This window comes from Micromonospora musae (genome assembly GCF_003626635.1).
Classification (GTDB): domain Bacteria; phylum Actinomycetota; class Actinomycetes; order Mycobacteriales; family Micromonosporaceae; genus Micromonospora; species Micromonospora musae.
Genome location: NZ_RAZT01000011.1, coordinates 225,810 through 241,046 on the forward strand (window position 1 = coordinate 225,810; position 15,237 = coordinate 241,046).

13 protein-coding genes, 1 tRNA gene and 1 pseudogene are annotated in these 15,237 nt (G+C 72.9%); 9 read left to right on the forward strand and 6 right to left on the reverse strand.

What is annotated here, in order from left to right; all coding sequences use genetic code 11:
* Nucleotides 1-32 precede the first annotated feature (32 nt).
* Nucleotides 33-947 carry a rhomboid family intramembrane serine protease gene (locus tag D7044_RS22655; protein WP_120682900.1) on the forward strand — a complete coding sequence of 305 codons (915 nt, stop codon included), beginning with the start codon at nucleotides 33-35 and terminating at the stop codon, nucleotides 945-947.
* Nucleotides 948-1,003: 56 nt separating this feature from the next.
* Here the strand turns inward: D7044_RS22655 and D7044_RS22660 are convergent, their stop codons facing one another.
* Nucleotides 1,004-1,438: a PH domain-containing protein gene (locus D7044_RS22660; RefSeq protein ID WP_120682898.1), complete on the reverse strand. Its 435-nt coding sequence runs from the start codon at nucleotides 1,436-1,438 to the stop codon at nucleotides 1,004-1,006.
* A 174-nt stretch (nucleotides 1,439-1,612) separates the two neighbouring features.
* Between D7044_RS22660 and D7044_RS22665 the strand changes: the two genes are divergently transcribed.
* From D7044_RS22665 to D7044_RS22685, 5 genes and pseudogenes are all read left to right on the forward strand, one after another.
* Complete coding sequence (locus D7044_RS22665; RefSeq protein WP_120690121.1) at nucleotides 1,613-2,785, forward strand: thiolase family protein; 1,173 nt, start codon at nucleotides 1,613-1,615, stop codon at nucleotides 2,783-2,785.
* 138 nt (nucleotides 2,786-2,923) lie between these two features.
* Entirely contained in the window at nucleotides 2,924-3,436 is a 513-nt protein-coding gene (locus D7044_RS22670) for a hypothetical protein (RefSeq protein WP_120682894.1), read from the forward strand.
* A gap of 84 nt (nucleotides 3,437-3,520) precedes the next feature.
* Nucleotides 3,521-4,213 (forward strand): response regulator transcription factor, encoded by a 693-nt coding sequence (locus tag D7044_RS22675; protein ID WP_120690122.1) that lies wholly within the window; start codon nucleotides 3,521-3,523, stop codon nucleotides 4,211-4,213.
* A pseudogene (locus D7044_RS22680) lies at nucleotides 4,206-5,692 on the forward strand (sensor histidine kinase). The gene D7044_RS22675 and the pseudogene D7044_RS22680 overlap by 8 nt, the downstream one beginning before the upstream one ends.
* Before the next feature lie 222 nt (nucleotides 5,693-5,914).
* Complete coding sequence (locus tag D7044_RS22685; RefSeq protein ID WP_120683162.1) at nucleotides 5,915-6,526, forward strand: hypothetical protein; 612 nt, start codon at nucleotides 5,915-5,917, stop codon at nucleotides 6,524-6,526.
* Between the two features lie 49 nt (nucleotides 6,527-6,575).
* Here D7044_RS22685 and D7044_RS22690 read toward each other — a convergent pair whose 3' ends face one another.
* Together D7044_RS22690 and D7044_RS22695 are read right to left on the reverse strand one after the other, a co-directional pair.
* The gene (locus tag D7044_RS22690; RefSeq protein ID WP_120682888.1) at nucleotides 6,576-8,174 is read right to left on the reverse strand and encodes a ricin-type beta-trefoil lectin domain protein; all 1,599 of its coding nucleotides are present in this window, start codon (nucleotides 8,172-8,174) and stop codon (nucleotides 6,576-6,578) included.
* A gap of 309 nt (nucleotides 8,175-8,483) precedes the next feature.
* On the reverse strand, nucleotides 8,484-10,670 hold the full coding sequence (locus D7044_RS22695; RefSeq protein ID WP_158610025.1) for a hypothetical protein: 2,187 nt from the start codon (nucleotides 10,668-10,670) through the stop codon (nucleotides 8,484-8,486).
* 123 nt (nucleotides 10,671-10,793) lie between these two features.
* On the opposite strand from D7044_RS22695, the gene D7044_RS22700 reads away from it, so the two are divergent.
* Together D7044_RS22700 and soxR are read left to right on the forward strand one after the other, a co-directional pair.
* Nucleotides 10,794-11,498 carry a glycosyltransferase family 2 protein gene (locus tag D7044_RS22700; RefSeq protein ID WP_120682886.1) on the forward strand — a complete coding sequence of 235 codons (705 nt, stop codon included), beginning with the start codon at nucleotides 10,794-10,796 and terminating at the stop codon, nucleotides 11,496-11,498.
* A gap of 106 nt (nucleotides 11,499-11,604) precedes the next feature.
* On the forward strand, nucleotides 11,605-12,078 hold the full coding sequence (soxR, locus tag D7044_RS22705; protein ID WP_120682884.1) for a redox-sensitive transcriptional activator SoxR: 474 nt from the start codon (nucleotides 11,605-11,607) through the stop codon (nucleotides 12,076-12,078).
* Here soxR and D7044_RS22710 read toward each other — a convergent pair.
* A complete protein-coding gene (locus D7044_RS22710) occupies nucleotides 12,065-13,039 on the reverse strand; it encodes an NAD(P)H-quinone oxidoreductase (RefSeq protein WP_120690124.1) in 975 nt (324 codons plus the stop codon). The two genes, soxR and D7044_RS22710, sit on opposite strands and share 14 nt — an antisense overlap.
* 207 nt (nucleotides 13,040-13,246) lie before the next feature.
* Between D7044_RS22710 and D7044_RS22715 the strand changes: the two genes are divergently transcribed.
* A tRNA-Ser gene (locus D7044_RS22715) sits at nucleotides 13,247-13,336 on the forward strand.
* A 180-nt stretch (nucleotides 13,337-13,516) separates the two neighbouring features.
* Here the strand turns inward: D7044_RS22715 and D7044_RS22720 are convergent.
* A complete protein-coding gene (locus D7044_RS22720; RefSeq protein ID WP_120690125.1) occupies nucleotides 13,517-14,227 on the reverse strand; it encodes a DUF3800 domain-containing protein in 711 nt (236 codons plus the stop codon).
* Between the two features lie 231 nt (nucleotides 14,228-14,458).
* On the reverse strand, nucleotides 14,459-15,217 hold the full coding sequence (locus tag D7044_RS22725; RefSeq protein ID WP_120682880.1) for a class I SAM-dependent methyltransferase: 759 nt from the start codon (nucleotides 15,215-15,217) through the stop codon (nucleotides 14,459-14,461).
* Nucleotides 15,218-15,237: the final 20 nt, after the last annotated feature.

Here is a 15,237-nt window from a genome sequence, read left to right on the forward strand (position 1 = left end):
CGCATGACTGAGCGCTCCGGAGGGTGGCAGCGGTGAGCGAGTCGCCGCCGACCACCCCGGTCTGCTACCGGCACCCCGGCCGGGAGACGTATGTCCGCTGCACCCGCTGCGATCGGCCGATCTGCCCGGACTGCATGCGCGAGGCGTCGGTCGGGCACCAGTGCCCGGAGTGCACCAGTGAGGGGCGTCGTAGCGTCCGGCCGGCGCGTACCGCCTTCGGCGGCGGTGCCGCCGGCCGGCACGGCTACGTCACCAAGGCGTTGATCGCGGTCAACGTGCTGCTGATGCTGCTCTCCATCGCCTCCGACCGGGGCGGCGACGCGGCGGTGGGCGGCTCCGGCTTCGCCGGGCTGCTCGGCGGCAACACGCCGCTCACCGACTGGGGCGCGGTGCTGGGGCTGGCGGTCTTCCCCGACGGCAGCGTCGGCGGCATCGCCGACGGCGAGTGGTACCGGCTGATCACCGCGATGTTCCTGCACTACGGCCTGCTCCACCTGCTGCTGAACATGTGGGCGCTCTGGGTGCTCGGCCGCTCGCTGGAGGCCAACCTCGGCCCGCTGCGCTTCCTGGGGCTCTACCTGATCGCCGGGTTCGGCGGAAACGTCGCCGCGTACCTGTTCAGCGCCCAGAACTCGGCCACCGCCGGCGCGTCGACGGCGATCTTCGGGTTGTTCGCGGCGATCTTCGTGATCATGCGCCGGCTCGGCCGGGACACCTCGGCGATCCTGCCGGTGCTCGTGGTCAACCTGGTCTTCACGTTCGCCGTGCCGGGCATCTCCAAGGCCGGGCACCTCGGCGGCCTGGTCATCGGCGCGCTGATGGGGCTGGTGCTGGCGTACGCCCCGCGTGGGCGTCGGACGCTGGTGCAGGTCGTCGGCGGCGCGATCATCGTGCTGGCGCTGATCGGCCTGGTCCTGATCCGTAGCGCCCAACTCCTGGCCGGCTGACCGGCGGCTCGGCGCTGCCCGGCCCGCGCGGTCCCGCGACCGCGCGTCCGGTCGGGTCACGCGCCGGCGGCCGTACGGGCCGTGTGCAGCACCCGGGCCACGTCGCCGGGAGAGTCGCCGAGGTCGTACCGGCCGAAGAGGTGCAGCGCCTGCCCGGCGTCGATCTCCAGGATCTCGGTGGCCAGGCCCAGCCGGGGTCGCCGGTCCACGCTGATCGCCTCGATCGTCGCCCACGGCAGCTCCCGACGGCTCGCGAACCCGTGCACCACGGTGAGCCCCGCGGCGTCCACCGCCAGCCGCACCGGCGCCACGAGGTCGCGCGCCGCCCACCCCAGCAGCGCGGCGGAGACCAGCCCGGCCAGTGCGAGGCGTACCGGGTCGCCGTCGGCGAAGAGCAGGCCGAGCGAGATCAACAGGACGGCGCCGGCCACCTTCGCGGCGGGCAGGCTCGCCGGCACCCGCCACTGTCGTACCGGGAATGTCTCCTCCACCCGTCCAGCATGCCAGCGGGCCCCGGCCGGTGGCACCGCCCGTCGTCCCGCTCGCGGAGATCGGCGCGCCCGGCCGTACGCCCCGCCGGAGCGCCGGGACCCGACGACCCGGCCCGGGACGTGGGGGCGGTGGAGGACGTAGGATCGGGGCAGCCAAGTTACCGGGGAGTAGTCATGAGTGACGCGGTCATCGTCGGCGCGGTACGTACCCCAGTCGGGCGGCGCAAGGGCAGCCTGGCCGGCGTGCACCCGGTCGACCTGTCGGCCCACGTGCTGCGGGCCCTGGCCGAGCGCGCCGGCGTCGACCCGGCGCTCGTCGACGACGTCTTCTGGGGCTGCGTGTCGCAGGTCGGTGAGCAGTCCTGGAACATCGCCCGCAACGGCGTCCTCGCCGCCGGCTGGCCCGAGACCGTCCCCGGTACCACTCTGGACCGCCAGTGCGGCTCCAGCCAGCAGGCCCTGCACTTCGCCGCGGCCACCGTGCTCTCCGGGCAGGCCGACCTGGTGGTCGCCGGCGGCGTCGAGTCGATGACCCGGGTGCCGATGGGCTCCAGCGTGGCCGGTGGGATGCCGTTCAGCGACGCGATCCGTGATCGCTACCGCGGCGTCGAGGGCTTCGCCGAGGACGCCCCGCTCCCGTTCAACCAGGGCGTCGGCGCCGAGCTGATGGCGCAGCGGTGGCGCTTCTCCCGTACCCAGCTCGACGAGTTCGCGCTCGCCAGCCACGAGAAGGCGGCCGCCGCGCAGGACGCGGGCGCGTTCGACCCCGAACTCGCCCCGGTCGCGCTCGCCGACGGCGGCAAGTTCGCCGCCGACGAGGGCATCCGCCGCGACACCTCGCTGGAGAAGCTGGCCGAGCTGGCCACCCCGTTCCGGGCCGACGGCGTGGTCACCGCCGGGTCCGCCTCCCAGATCTCCGACGGCGCGGCCGCGCTCGCGGTCACCACGAGCGAGTGGGCCAGCCGGCACGGGCTTCGCCCGCTGGCCCGGATCCACACCGCGGTGGCCGCCGCCGACGACCCGGTCACCATGCTCACCGCGCCCATCCCGGCCACCGCGAAGGCGTTGCGCCGCGCGGGGCTCGGCATCGAGGAGATCGGGGTGTACGAGGTGAACGAGGCGTTCGCCCCGGTTCCGCTGGCGTGGCTGGCCGAGACCGAGGCGGAGCCGGAGCGGCTCAACCCGCGCGGCGGGGCCATCGCCCTCGGGCATCCGCTCGGCGCCTCCGGCGCCCGGATCATGACCAGCCTGCTCCAGCACATGCGGGACAACGGGATCCGGTACGGGTTGCAGACGATGTGCGAGGGCGGCGGGATGGCCAACGCCACCATCGTCGAGCTGCTCTGACCTCGACCGGGACAGGCGGGCCCGGCTGCGGAGCCGGGCGGCACCGGAAGTCGGACACCCGGTGCGACGGCGGCCGTGGAACTTGCACAACTTCGACGTGACCCACGTCACTCCCGGACGCTTGTCGTTGGGCAGGGCATGGACGTCTTCTCCCGAACGTTCCTTCCGGCCGCCGCCGAGGCGGGCCTGGCGATGCAGACCGTCACCCGGCACATGCCCGTCTTCCGCCGCTGTGTCGGCTCGGGCGACGCCACCATCCTGGTGACCCGGTGCAGCCGTCCCGAACGGCCGGCCGGCGGCGAGTACCTGCTCCTGCTCACGCACCGGCGACTCGTGGTCACCCAGCAGACCCGAGTGCTGCACCGGCTCCGCCTGCACCTCAACACCGAGCTGCGCGAACTCAGCAACGTCACGTGGAGCCCCGACCCGCGTACGCACTCGATCGAGCTGGCCGCGACCGCGATCGACGGAGTCCGTGAGCACTTCCTGGTCCGCCCCAGCCAGCCGAAGCAGCTGTGGCAGCTCGACACACTGCTCAACCACGCCTTCCGCACCCGCCTCCGGCCGGCGCAGGAGCGAATCGTCGCCACCATCGGCGAACCGTCGGCCAACACGATGCCGGCCAGCCTCCGCCCCGCGGCCGTCCGCTGACCGTCCGAGCCGGCGGCACTTCTCTTACCTGATCCGAACACGCCCTGCCGGTACCGCCCCCGAACGGTGGGCAATCATGGGCCGGTGAGCGTCGACGTACCCCCCCGCGGGCTCGTCCTCGTGGTGGAGGACGAGCCCGCGATCGCCGACCTGGTCCGGCTCTACCTGGCCCGCGACGGGTTCGGTGTACACGTGGAGCGGGACGGGACGGCCGGTCTCGCCGCCGCCCGCCGGCTGCGTCCGGTGGTGTGCGTCCTCGACATCGCGCTGCCCGGGCTGGCCGGAACCGAGGTGTGCCGGCAGCTGCGCGAGGCCGGCGACTGGACGCCCGTCATCTTCCTCACCGCCCGCGACGACGAGGTGGACCGGGTCGTCGGCCTCGAGCTGGGCGCGGACGACTACGTCACCAAGCCGTTCAGCCCCCGGGAACTCGTCGCCCGGGTCCGGGCGCTGCTGCGCCGCGCGGCCGGCCCGCCGGGCGGAGACGACCGGCCCCGGATCGTCGGCGCGGTGAGCCTCGACCCGACGCGCCGCACGGTGCTCGCCGACGGCGTCCCGGTGCACCTCACCTCGACCGAGTTCGATCTGCTCGCGCACCTGATGGCCCGGCCCGGCCGGGTCTTCACGCGGGAGGAGCTGCTCGCCGCGGTCTGGGGGTACGCGGCACACTCCGGCACCCGCACCGTCGACGTGCACGTGGCGCAGGTCCGCGCGAAGCTCGGCGGAGCCGGCGTGATCCGGACCCATCGGGGCGTGGGGTACTCCGCCGATGCCTGACCCGGACCCGGCCGATCCGCATCCTCCGGCCCACGTCGACCCGCCGACCGTGGCGTTGCCGATCCTCGGGCCGGAGCCGCCCGGCGCGCCGTCCCGGACCGGTTTCGGGCGGACCCTCACCGCCCGGGCGGTGCTGGTCACCTGCGCGGTGGCGATGGTCTCCGTGCTGGTCACCGCGCTCGTGGCGGTGCCGCTCGCGGTGCGCGGCGCCGAACGGCGCGACCAGGAAGCGCTGGCCGCCCAGGCCCGGCTCGCCGCCGAGGTGTTGCGTACCCGGCTCGATCGGGGTCGCACCGCCGACGAGGAGCGGCTCATCCGCCAGCTGCGGGCCCAGGGCATCGACGCGTACCTGATCAGGGGCGGCGCGGTGGACCGGGCCGGCCTGCCACCGCGCCTGGTGCAGCGGATCGCCGAGGGGCGCAACGTCTCCACGACCCGCCGGGTCGGCGGCCGGCCGGCGCTGATCGAGGGGCGGGCCCTGCCGGGCGGCAACGGGGTGGTGCTGTCCCGGACGCGTACCACCGGGCTCTGGAGCGGCGTGCTGCGTGGCCTCTGGGCCCCGCTGCTGGCCGGGCTGGCCGCCGGTGTCGTCGCCGGGCTGCTGCTCGCCCGCCGGCTGGCCCGGCCGATCCGTAACGCGGCGAGCGCCGCCGCCCGGCTGCGCGCCGGGGACCGGGCGGTCCGGGTGCCGGTCGAGCCACCCGGCGAGGTGGCCGACCTGGCGGACGCGTTGAACGGGCTCGCCGCTGCGCTGGCCACCAGCGAGGGGCGGCAACGGGAGTTCCTCCTCTCCGTCTCGCACGAGCTGCGCACCCCGCTGACCGCGATCCGCGGGTACGCCGAAGCGCTGGCCGACGGTGTGATCGAACCCGACGAGGTGCCGGCGGCTGGTCGTACGGTGCTCACCGAGGCCCGACATCTGGACCGGTTGGTGAGCGACCTCTTGGCGCTGGCCCGGCTGGAGGCGGCCGACTTCCCGCTGGAGCCGGTCCCGGTCGACCTGGTCGGGCTCGCCGACGAGGCGGAGCGGACCTGGGCCGCCCGGTGCGCGGCCGTCGGGGTGGTGCTCCAGGTGGAGCGGCCGGACGGCCCCGTCCCCGCGTACACCGATCCGGGCCGGATCCGGCAGGTGGTCGACGGGCTGCTGGAGAACGCGTTGCGCGTCGTACCACCGGGAGCCCCGGTGGTGATCGCCGTCCGTCGCGTCGGCCCGCAGCAGCCGGCCGGTGGTCTGGTCGAGGTTCGGGACGGCGGCCCTGGCTTCACCGACGACGACCTGGCGGTGGCGTTCGACCGGGGTGCGCTGCACGAGCGGTACCGGGGGGTGCGGAAGGTGGGCAGCGGCCTCGGCCTGGCGCTCGCCGCCGGGCTGGTCCGCCGCCTCGGCGGTGAGATCACGGCGACGCACGCGCCCGAGGGTGGGGCGGCCTTCACCGTCCGGCTGCCTGCCTCGCTTACCTGATCCGAACATCGGTCTGACGTCGCGCTGGCGGAGACCGGGAAGGCTTGGGGCGTGTGTCGAAGTCCCTGGCCGGCCTGCGGCGGGCCCAGACGACGACCGGCGGCGTCGGCGCTTCGTCCGGATACAACACCGGTATCCGAACGAATCCCGCCTTGCCGGACCGCCGCCTGGACTCCGCCTCGGCTCGACCGAGGACTTCGACACACGCCCTAGCCCACCGACGTACGAGAGGGAGAGTCATGGCACGTTGGGGTTTCGTGGCCGGGACGGCGCTGCTCGCCGCGGTCGCGCTCGGGGTCAGCGGATGCGGCGCCGCCCAGGTGGCGAGTCAGCCGGCCCGGGAGGTGGCCGTCGAGGTGGCCGCCGCCATGGGCGTCGAGGGGCAGGCGCTGACCGCGATGGGCTTCGACCCGGACGAGCTGGACGTGCTGGGCGTCGCGGCGCCGGCCCCGTCGACGTCCGCCTCGTCCGCTCCCGGCGAGAAGGGTGAGAAGGGTGAGAAGCCACGACGTGAGCGGGCCGAGGAGCGGCGCGAGCGTCGCAAGGCCCGGGTCCTGCTGCGCCGGAACACGCTGCACGGCGAGGCCGTGGTGCAGACCAAGGACGGCGCCAAGCAGACGGTGACCGTGCAGCGTGGTGAGGTGACCGCGATCGACGGCGACTCGATGACGGTGAAGTCCACCGACGGCTTCACGATGACCTGGCGGTTCGGCCCGGACCTGCGGGTGCTCGAACGGCGCACCACGATCCAGCCCGCTGACGTACGCGTCGGTACGGCGGTGGGGGTGGCTGGCGCGAAGGACGGCGACGCCGGGGTCGCGCGCCTGGTAGTCGTGCCGCGCGGGAGGTGACGGCCGGGCCCCCGGTCGTGCCATGACCGGGGGCCCTGACCGTCACCGGTCAGTAGACGCGTGAGCCGATGAAGTCGTCGTGGCCGTAGCCCACCGGGTTCGCGAAGTTTCGCGACTCGAAGGTCCAGCGCTGCCGGTTGCTCGTCGAGCACGTGGCGAGCCGTAGCCGGGGCGTACCCAGCAGCGGATTGTCGAAGGCCACGCAGAGGTTGCCGTTGCCGGCCGGCCTGAGCTGGTTGCCGGCGAAGACGAACTTCTGGTTCGCGCCGGCGTGACAGTCGTGGAGGTTCACCGCCGTGCCGGCGGTCAGCGACCCGTTCGCGACGTCGAGGCACCGGTCGTGGGAGAGCTCCGAGTGCAGCGACTGCCGCGTCGGGTCGTACCAGAGGCCCTGGTTACGTCCACCGTGGCAGGCGTACGACTGCTGCCGCGTGCCGTTGCGGGAGTCGTACCCCTTGCTGTCCACGCAGGTGCCGGTGGCCACGTTGCGGAGCTGCTTGAACTCGAACAGCCCGCTGTACAGCACGCCGGCGCCGGTGCTGGCCGGGTCGACGCAGGTGGCCTGCGCCTGGCCGGAGTTCCAGAACTGGGTGATGCACTGGGCGAACATGCCGTGCCCGCGGTAGTTCGGGTGGAACGACTGGCGGGCCGCGTTCTCGTCCCAGATGCCCAGCTCGATGTAGAGGCCGCGGACCGAGGTGCTGTCGGTGCAGACCTCGTGGCCGTGGAAGAGGCGGCTCGCATCCAGGTAGCGGGTGCCGGTGTTCGCGGCCGCCGCCCGCAGCGCCGACTCGAAGAGCGGCACCGCCTTGTTCCGGGCGAACGCCGCGTCCGCCAGGTAGAGCAGGCAGCCGCCCGCGTACCAGCCGGGGAAGTCCGGATTGTCCTCGACGTCGGGGCTGGCCGGGCTCGGGTACGACATGAGCACCAGCTCGTAGTCGGTGGCCAGGTAGCCGGCCCCGGTCATGGTGTTCCGGATGTCGGTGAGCGCCTCCTCGACCGCCTGGCGGCTGCCGTCCGTACGGACCGTCCACTGGTCGGTGTAGGTGGGGTAGCACGGGCCCTGGAAGAAGACCCGGCGGATGGCGCAGTCGGTGGCGACCGGCCCGAACTGGATGGTGCCGTCACCGTTGGCGCCCACCACCACCCAGATCAGGCGTACGTGCGTGTTGCGCGCCTTGATCGCCAGGTGGTCGCCCTGGTTCAACTCGTTGTGCTGCGTCGGCCCGCCGGCCACGAGGTTCCACGGGGTCGCGCCGGAGCAGGCGATGTTGTACCGCTCGTCGGCCGGGATGCCGGTGCGGAAGAGCGCCTGGTCGTACGAGCGGTCGCACCAGTTGCCGGGTTCGTGGGTGCCGGGGACGTAGTTGCCCACGCCCTCGCCGGAGATCTCGCTGTCCCCCATGGTGACCAGCGACGTACGCCGCTGCTCGATCGGGCGGATCGCCGGGGCGCCGTAGAGGGCTGTCGCCTCGGCGGCACGGACGGCTTCGAGGGCGGCCGGGAGCGGCTGGATGGTCGGTCGGTCGGCCGCGGCGGCGGGGGCCGCCGCTCCGGGGAGCATCGGCAGGGCGAGAGCGGCGGCGACGGCGGCGGCGAGGAAACGCCGCCGCTTGGTCCGTTCGCGCCTGGCGGAGGTGACAGGCATCGACGCACTCCTTTCGGCTCAATCGCTGGGCGTCGATTGAGTTACCAGAAAGTAACGTGCGGGGATGGCTATGTGAATGCGTCTCGTGATCCTTGCGCGGAGTGCCGAACCGCACCCTTCGGGCGAACCGGACCGCCCAGCGTGGACGCCGCGACCGGCATCGCCCGGCCGGAGAAAGTCGTGACCGGACCCGCCCGGCACCCACGCCGCGACCGGCATCGCCCGGCCGGAGAAAGCCGTGACCGGACCCGCCGGGCGCCCCCACCGCGACCGGCGGCCCCGACAGGGGCGCCGGTCGACGACGGTGGGTCAGCGACCGGGCGGCAGCGCGTACCCGACGTAGTCGCGGTACTCGACCCGCCAACCGGCCGGCACGAGGCGGGTGCACGCCGCCTCGGGGCCGGTGCAGACGATGGCGTCCACCGAGGACGGCTCCGCCGGTGGCCGCTCGGGCAGCACCGACTGGAGCGCCACCAGTTCGGGCGGCCGGCCGTCCGCGTCGCGCAGCAACAGCCACCAGGGGTACTCCCAGTTGTCGTTCTGCTCGACCAGGCCGATCCGGCGGGCCCCGCTGGCGCGTACCGCCTCGGCCGCCCAGCGGAACTCGTCGGTCCACTCGGGCCGGCGCAGGAACCGGGTGTCCCACTCCGCCGTGGTGAAGACCGAACCCGTGCCCACCAGCCGACGCGGGAAGCCGTACGACACGGCCAGCACGCCGGCCAGCGCGGAGGTGGCCAGCACGGCCACCGCGGTGAGGACGGCGATCGACCTGCGGGGCCGGGCACCCGCCGCGGCGGCGCGCCGGCGGAACACGGCGTCCAGCCAGACACCGGCCAGGGGCGCGGCCATCACCAGGGCGTAGAGCAGCAGCCGGTTACCCCACGGCTGCCACTTGATCATCGCGGTGTGCAGCAGCACGGTGGTCACCAGCACCGCCGCGTACGCCCGCAGCGACCCGGCGCGGGTCGGGCTGATCCGCCCCGGGCGGGCCAGCGCGAAGACCGCGCCGAGCAGCGCCAGCGATCCGGCGAGCGGGAACGCCACCCGGTCCTCGTCCGGGTACCAGGCCGGCTCGGGGAAGATCTCCCGGCCGAACGTGATCTCCCGGTCCTGCGGGTCGACGCCGATCGCCTCGGCCCCCTCGACGATCGCGGTGGCGGCGGCGTGGCGCAGCGGCGCGAGCGGCGTGTCGAACGCGGTATGCCCGATCCGCAGCACGTTGACCAGGATCGAGGCGGGATCGTGGCGCTCCATCGGGATCGACTCGCGCAGCCGGGGCGGCCCGAGCGGGTGCCCGAACTCCACAGTGACCCGGGCCAGGAACGGCCCGACCACTGTGGCCGCGACCAGCAGGATCAGCAGCGAGGCGCCGACGGTCCGAACGGCCGGGACCCGACGGGCGGCGGCGCTGCCCGCCGCACCGGTGGGCGTGGACTGCGGGGTCTGCGGACGCCGGGCCAGCCGGAGCTGGGCCAGCCCCCAGAGCACCAGCAGCGGGCCCACCCCGATCAGGCCGCTCGTCTTCGTCACCGCGGTCAGGCCGGTGGCGGCCCCGAGCCCGAGCAGCGTGCCAAGCCCGGTACGCCGCTGCAGCCCGTCCAGCGCGAGGGTCGCCGCGCAGGCGACCCAGGCGGCGACCACCAGGTCGGTCTGGGTGCTGGTCGCCTGCAGCACCACCATCGGCGTGGTGGCCAGCACGAAGGCGGTGAGGAGTTGGGCGCGCCGCCCGCCGCCCACCTGCGCGGTGATCCGGGCGGCCACCAGCAGGCAGAGCACCCCGGCCCCCCACTGCACCAGGTTGTAGAGCCGGTCGCCGTCGGTGAGCAGGCGCAGATGCAGCAGCAGGTACTCCGCGCCGGGCGGAATGGTCACCTGCCGGTGGATCGCGGTCGGCCAGAACTCGAGGCCACCCTGGAGCACCCAGTGCTCGACCTTCGGCAGGTGGTACGTCTGCGAGTCGAAGTTGTTCGGTTCGGCGAGGAGCGCGACGACCAGCTCGACCAGGAGCAGCCCGCCCACAGTGGCGGCGAGAATCCGTTCGCCCCGGCTCGCCGTACGCCAGGGCCGGGTGAGCCGCGTCCACCGGCCCTCCCGTTCCGGGCCGGGTTCGGGGTCGTCGGCCGCCGGTGGCGGAGCGCCCGGGGAGGTGACGTCGAGAGCGGTGGGCGCGGTGGATGCGCCGACCAGCGCCTGAGCCGGGGTGGCGGCGTGCGCGTCGCCGCTGCGCGCGGCGTCCCGCCGGTGCCGCCAGCCGGCGGCCAGCGCGGTGACGGCGAGGAAGAGCAGCCAGGTGACGGCGAACGCGGTGGGTGTCAACGCGTGCAGCGCACCGAGCACCTCGACTGTGAGCACCGCGAAGCTTCCGGTCACCAGCGCCGCCCGCACGACAGCGAGCCGTAGGGGCGCGGTCACGGCTTCGCGCGGTCTGAGGGCGTGGACGAGCAGGAGCAGCGCGGCGACGGGCGCCACCGTGAGCAGGGAGCCAGCTGCCGACATGGCGGAAGTAAACACCATCCGGACGGCCACGCCACGCCGGACGCCCTACGGTACGGGCCACCACTGCGCTGACCAGCCAGGCTACGCTAGGCCCGACAGGCCGTCCCCACCGTGGAGATTTCCGTGAAGCTCTCGATCCTCATGCCCGTATACAACGAGGAAGATCGCATCGCGGATGCCCTCAAGCAGGCGCTCGCGGTCGACTACCCGTGCGAGATCGAGCTGGTCGTGGTCGACGACGGCAGCCGTGACGGCACCGCGGAGGTGCTCGACCGCGCCGACGACCAGCGGGTCCGGGTCATCACCCACCAGCGCAACGCCGGCAAGGGCGCGGCCATCAAGACGGCCGTCGACAACGCCGAGGGTGAATACATGGTCATCCTCGACGCCGATCTGGAGTACGACCCGCAGGACATCCCCAAGCTGCTCGACCCGGTGCTCGACGGCCGGGCCACGGTGGTCTACGGCAACCGCACCTTCGGCAGCCACAGCGCCTACAGCTTCTGGTACGTGATGGGCAACAAGGGCGTCACCATGGCGGCCAACCTGCTCTTCAACTCCTACATCGGCGACCTGGAGACCTGCTTCAAGCTGATGCCGGTGTCGCTCTACCGCTCGCTCGACGTCCGCTCCCGTGGCTTCGGGATGGAGGCCGAGGTGACCGGCAAGCTGCTGCGCCGCCGCATCCGCCCGTACGAGGTGCCGATCAGCTACCGGGCTCGTGGGCGGGAAGAGGGCAAGAAGATCACCTGGAAGGACGGCGTCGAGGCCATCTGGATCCTCGGCCGCGAGCGCACCCGCCGCCGCTCCTCCGCGGCGTCCCGCTGACCTGAGAAGCTTCGTCGACCACCACCTCCATACAGGGCATGGTGGCGGTGCTCGTCGTCGTGCCGGTAGCTTTGAGTTGAAGTGAACTTCAACTCAAGGCGACGACATGCACGAGTCCCTGACCATCGGTCAGCTCTCCGCCCGCAGCGGCGTGGCACCGTCCGCGCTGCGCTTCTACGAACGGCTCGGTCTGATCCACGCCCAGCGGACCGGCGGCAACCAACGCCGCTACGCCCGCTCCGAGCTGCGACGGGTGGCGTTCATCCGGATCTCCCAGCAGGTCGGCATCTCCCTCGACGAGATCCGCGCGGCCCTCGACTCGCTGCCCGCCTCGCGTACCCCGACGGCCTCGGACTGGGCGCGGCTCTCCAGCGTCTGGCGCGAGCGGCTCAACGAGCGGATCCGGCTGATGACCAAGCTCCGCGACGACCTGGACAGCTGCATCGGCTGCGGTTGCCTGTCGTTGCAGCGCTGCGCCCTCTACAACCCGGGCGACAGCCTGGGCGGTGAGGGGCCGGGTGCCCGACTGGTGCTGCCGCGCACCGAAGGAGAGCCGGAGGTCGACGTCAGGGCGTCGTGAGCACGATCTTGCCGAAGTGATCGCCCTCGACCAGCCGGTGCGCCTCGGCGGCGGCCGTCATCGGCAGGCGGCGCTCGACGATCGGTCGGATCCGGCCCGCCTCGACCAGTGGCCACACCTCGTCCCGTACGCCCCAGGCGATCGTCGCCTTCTCCGCCACCGGCCGCGACCGCAGGGTGGTCGCCGTGATCGTGGCCCGCTTGGTCATCAGCGCGCCGAGGTCCAGCTCGGCCTTGCGCCCGCCCTGGAGGCCGATCACCGCGAGCCGACCGCCGGTGGCGAGCGCCGCGACGTTCCGCGCCAGGTAGCCGGCGCCCATGATGTCGAGGATGACGTCGGCACCCCGACCGTCGGTGAAGCGCCGAACCTCCTCGACGAAGTCCTGCTCGGGGTAGTCGATGGCGTGCGCGGCGCCCAACTCCCGCAGCCGGTCGTGCTTCGCGGCCCGCGCGGTCACCAGCACGGTGGCGTCGAGGGCCGCGCCGAGCTGGATCGCGAACGTGCCGATTCCGCTGCCGCCGCCGTGCACGAGCAGCGTCTCGCCGGAGCGCAGCTCCGCGAGCTGCACCATGTTCGACCAGACCGTGCAGGCCACCTCGGGCAGCGCGGCGGCGTCGACGAGGTCGACGCCGACCGGCACCGGCAGCAGCTGACCGGAGGGCACGGCCACCCGCTCGGCGTACCCGCCGCCGGCCAGCAGCGCGCAGACCTCCTGGCCGACCTCCCAGTCGGTCACGTCGGACCCGATGGCGCTGATCACGCCGGAGCACTCCAACCCGGGGTACGCGGGCGCGCCCGGCGGCGGAGGATAGTGCCCCTGCCGTTGCAGCAGGTCGGCCCGGTTCACCGCGCTGGCCCGTACGTCGATCACCACCTCGCGGGGGCCGGGCTCGGGATCGGGCACCTCGGCCCAGACCAGTGCTTCGGGGCCGCCAGGTTCCGAAATGGTGATCGCGTGCATGGCCCAGTCTTACCCGATCCGTCCCGCCCTCCACGCGCCGGCCGGAAGTCTCGGCCCTCGCACCGTTTGCGCGCCGGGATCGGAAGGCAGCCGCCGCAGGGTGGACGGCAGCATTTCCGGTACGCCGGCGGCGCTGCGGCCCTCAGTCGTTCCGGACGGTCGTCATGGCAGACTAGGCACGGCCGCGCGCCTCTGGTTCGCGGCTCAGGAGGGTTCGCCTAGTGGCCGATGGCGCTGGTCTTGAAAACCGGTAAGGGGGCAACCTCTTCGTGGGTTCGAATCCCACACCCTCCGCCAACCCGAGCAGCAAAACCGCCCTCTGACCAGCGGCAGCGCAGCGCCGGTCAGGGGCGCGCATGACTTGCGGGAGTTCGGGTGTCACCCACGAAATCCTGCTAGCCTGAACACCGCAGGATGCCTTCGGGCTCCCGCGCCCGCCTTGAGGCCCGCTCACGCGGGCCTCTCGTGCATCCAGGGTCAGCGTTGGTTGGCCATCGGATTCCAACAGTGCGAGTGGTAGCGCCGAGGCTCGACGAGCGCCCACAGCTGCTCGTTGATCACGGCGGCCCGCGGGTCGGTGCCCGGGATGTCGAGCCGTTGGAACAGGAACGTCACCAGGTCGACGGCCTGAACCAGCCGGCTCGCGTGAGACGGCGCGAAGTGAAGCGTGTCGACGATCCGGGTCAGCTTCCGCGACCGGTACCCGCCGGTGCCCGACACCCGGTAACGGTCGAGGTCAGCCCGATGGCCGGCCTGGTCGTGCACCTCATCGGCGATCACTAGCGCGTACTCCTCCCGGGAGGCGGCGTACCCGTCGACGCGCTCCAGCACGTGCGACAGCACCACCTCGTGCGCCGGCCTCGGATAGGCGTACCGCTTGACCAGCTGCTCCCGTTTCACCCCGCGCAGGGTGATCGCGACATCCTCCTGCGCGCCGATCGCCGCCATCGCGGCCTTGTAGACCGCGATTCGCGCGCGGGGCGGAACACCCGTCCATCCCTTGCGACCGTGGAAGATGTCGTAGCCGTGCAACTCAACGTCGACCGGCACGCCGAACGTCTTCACGGCGTCGGCCACCACGGCGTCGAGGGCCTCGCTAAGCGGGATAGCCGCAGCGTCGGGCACCATCAGCGCACCAATCCAGTAGACCCGCGCGGTGAAGGATTCGTCGACGTACGTGAGCAGCACGAGGCGAGACTACGACCAATGTGTCGTCCTAGCGCGCACCCTGCGTGCAATCGCAGTCACAACATGTCGCCACGCGCTGGCGTGCCCGCCGCGCTCGGCTAGGTCTCGCCGTAATAGCCCTCCTCGTGCCGAGCAGCAGGGGGCTTCGTGGGTTCGAATCCCATACTCCGCCCTGTCAGCAGTACGAACGCCTCCTGACCAGCGCGAACGCCGGTCAGGAGGCGGTGGTGCTCAGCGCCGTTCGAGTGTGAGCAGCGGCTCGGCGAAGACGGGCGCCGGCGTGTCGGGGTCCGCGGCGACGACCTGCTCCAGCCGGCGGAAGCCGGCCGCCAGGTCGTCGGGGCCGAGCTGCCCGAAGAACGAGAGGGTACGCAGACGCAGCCGCGCGAGCATGTCGCCGTAGCTGCCCACGGAGGGCTCGGTGACCGTGCCGAAGCCGGTGACGCGCCAGCCGATCGACGTGAACATCGCGATGACCTCGTGCAGCGGCTGGAAGAGCGCGGCGTCCACCTCGTAACCGCGGGGGAAATGCTCCAGCCACCAGGGCCGGGGGTGGTGGTCGCGGAAGTTGCCGCGCAGCAGCAGCCGCCCGCCGGGTTTGAGCACCCGGGTCAGCTCCCGGGCTGCCTGCGGCTTGTCCTTCACGTGGTGCCAGGACAGGAACATGAGCGCGTAGTCGGCGCTGCCGGACGGCACGGGCAGCTCCTCGGCGGCGCCGGCCAGATAACGCACGTCGGGGTGCGCGGAGTGCGCCTGTGCGATCTCGCGCATGCGGGTCGCCGGTTCGATGCCGGTGACCGGCCCGAACGCTTCCGCCAGCGCGGGGGTGAACCTTCCGGTCCCGGAGCCGACGTCCAGCCCCGCCAGGGGACGCCGCTCGGGGAGCACCGCCGCGAAGGCGTCGATCCATACCTGCGTCTGCTGGGCGGTCAGCGCCCGGCCACGCGCGTAGTCCTGGTACTGCTCGGTGTCGTAGTCGATCGACCTCATCGCACCTCCAGCGTCGACCG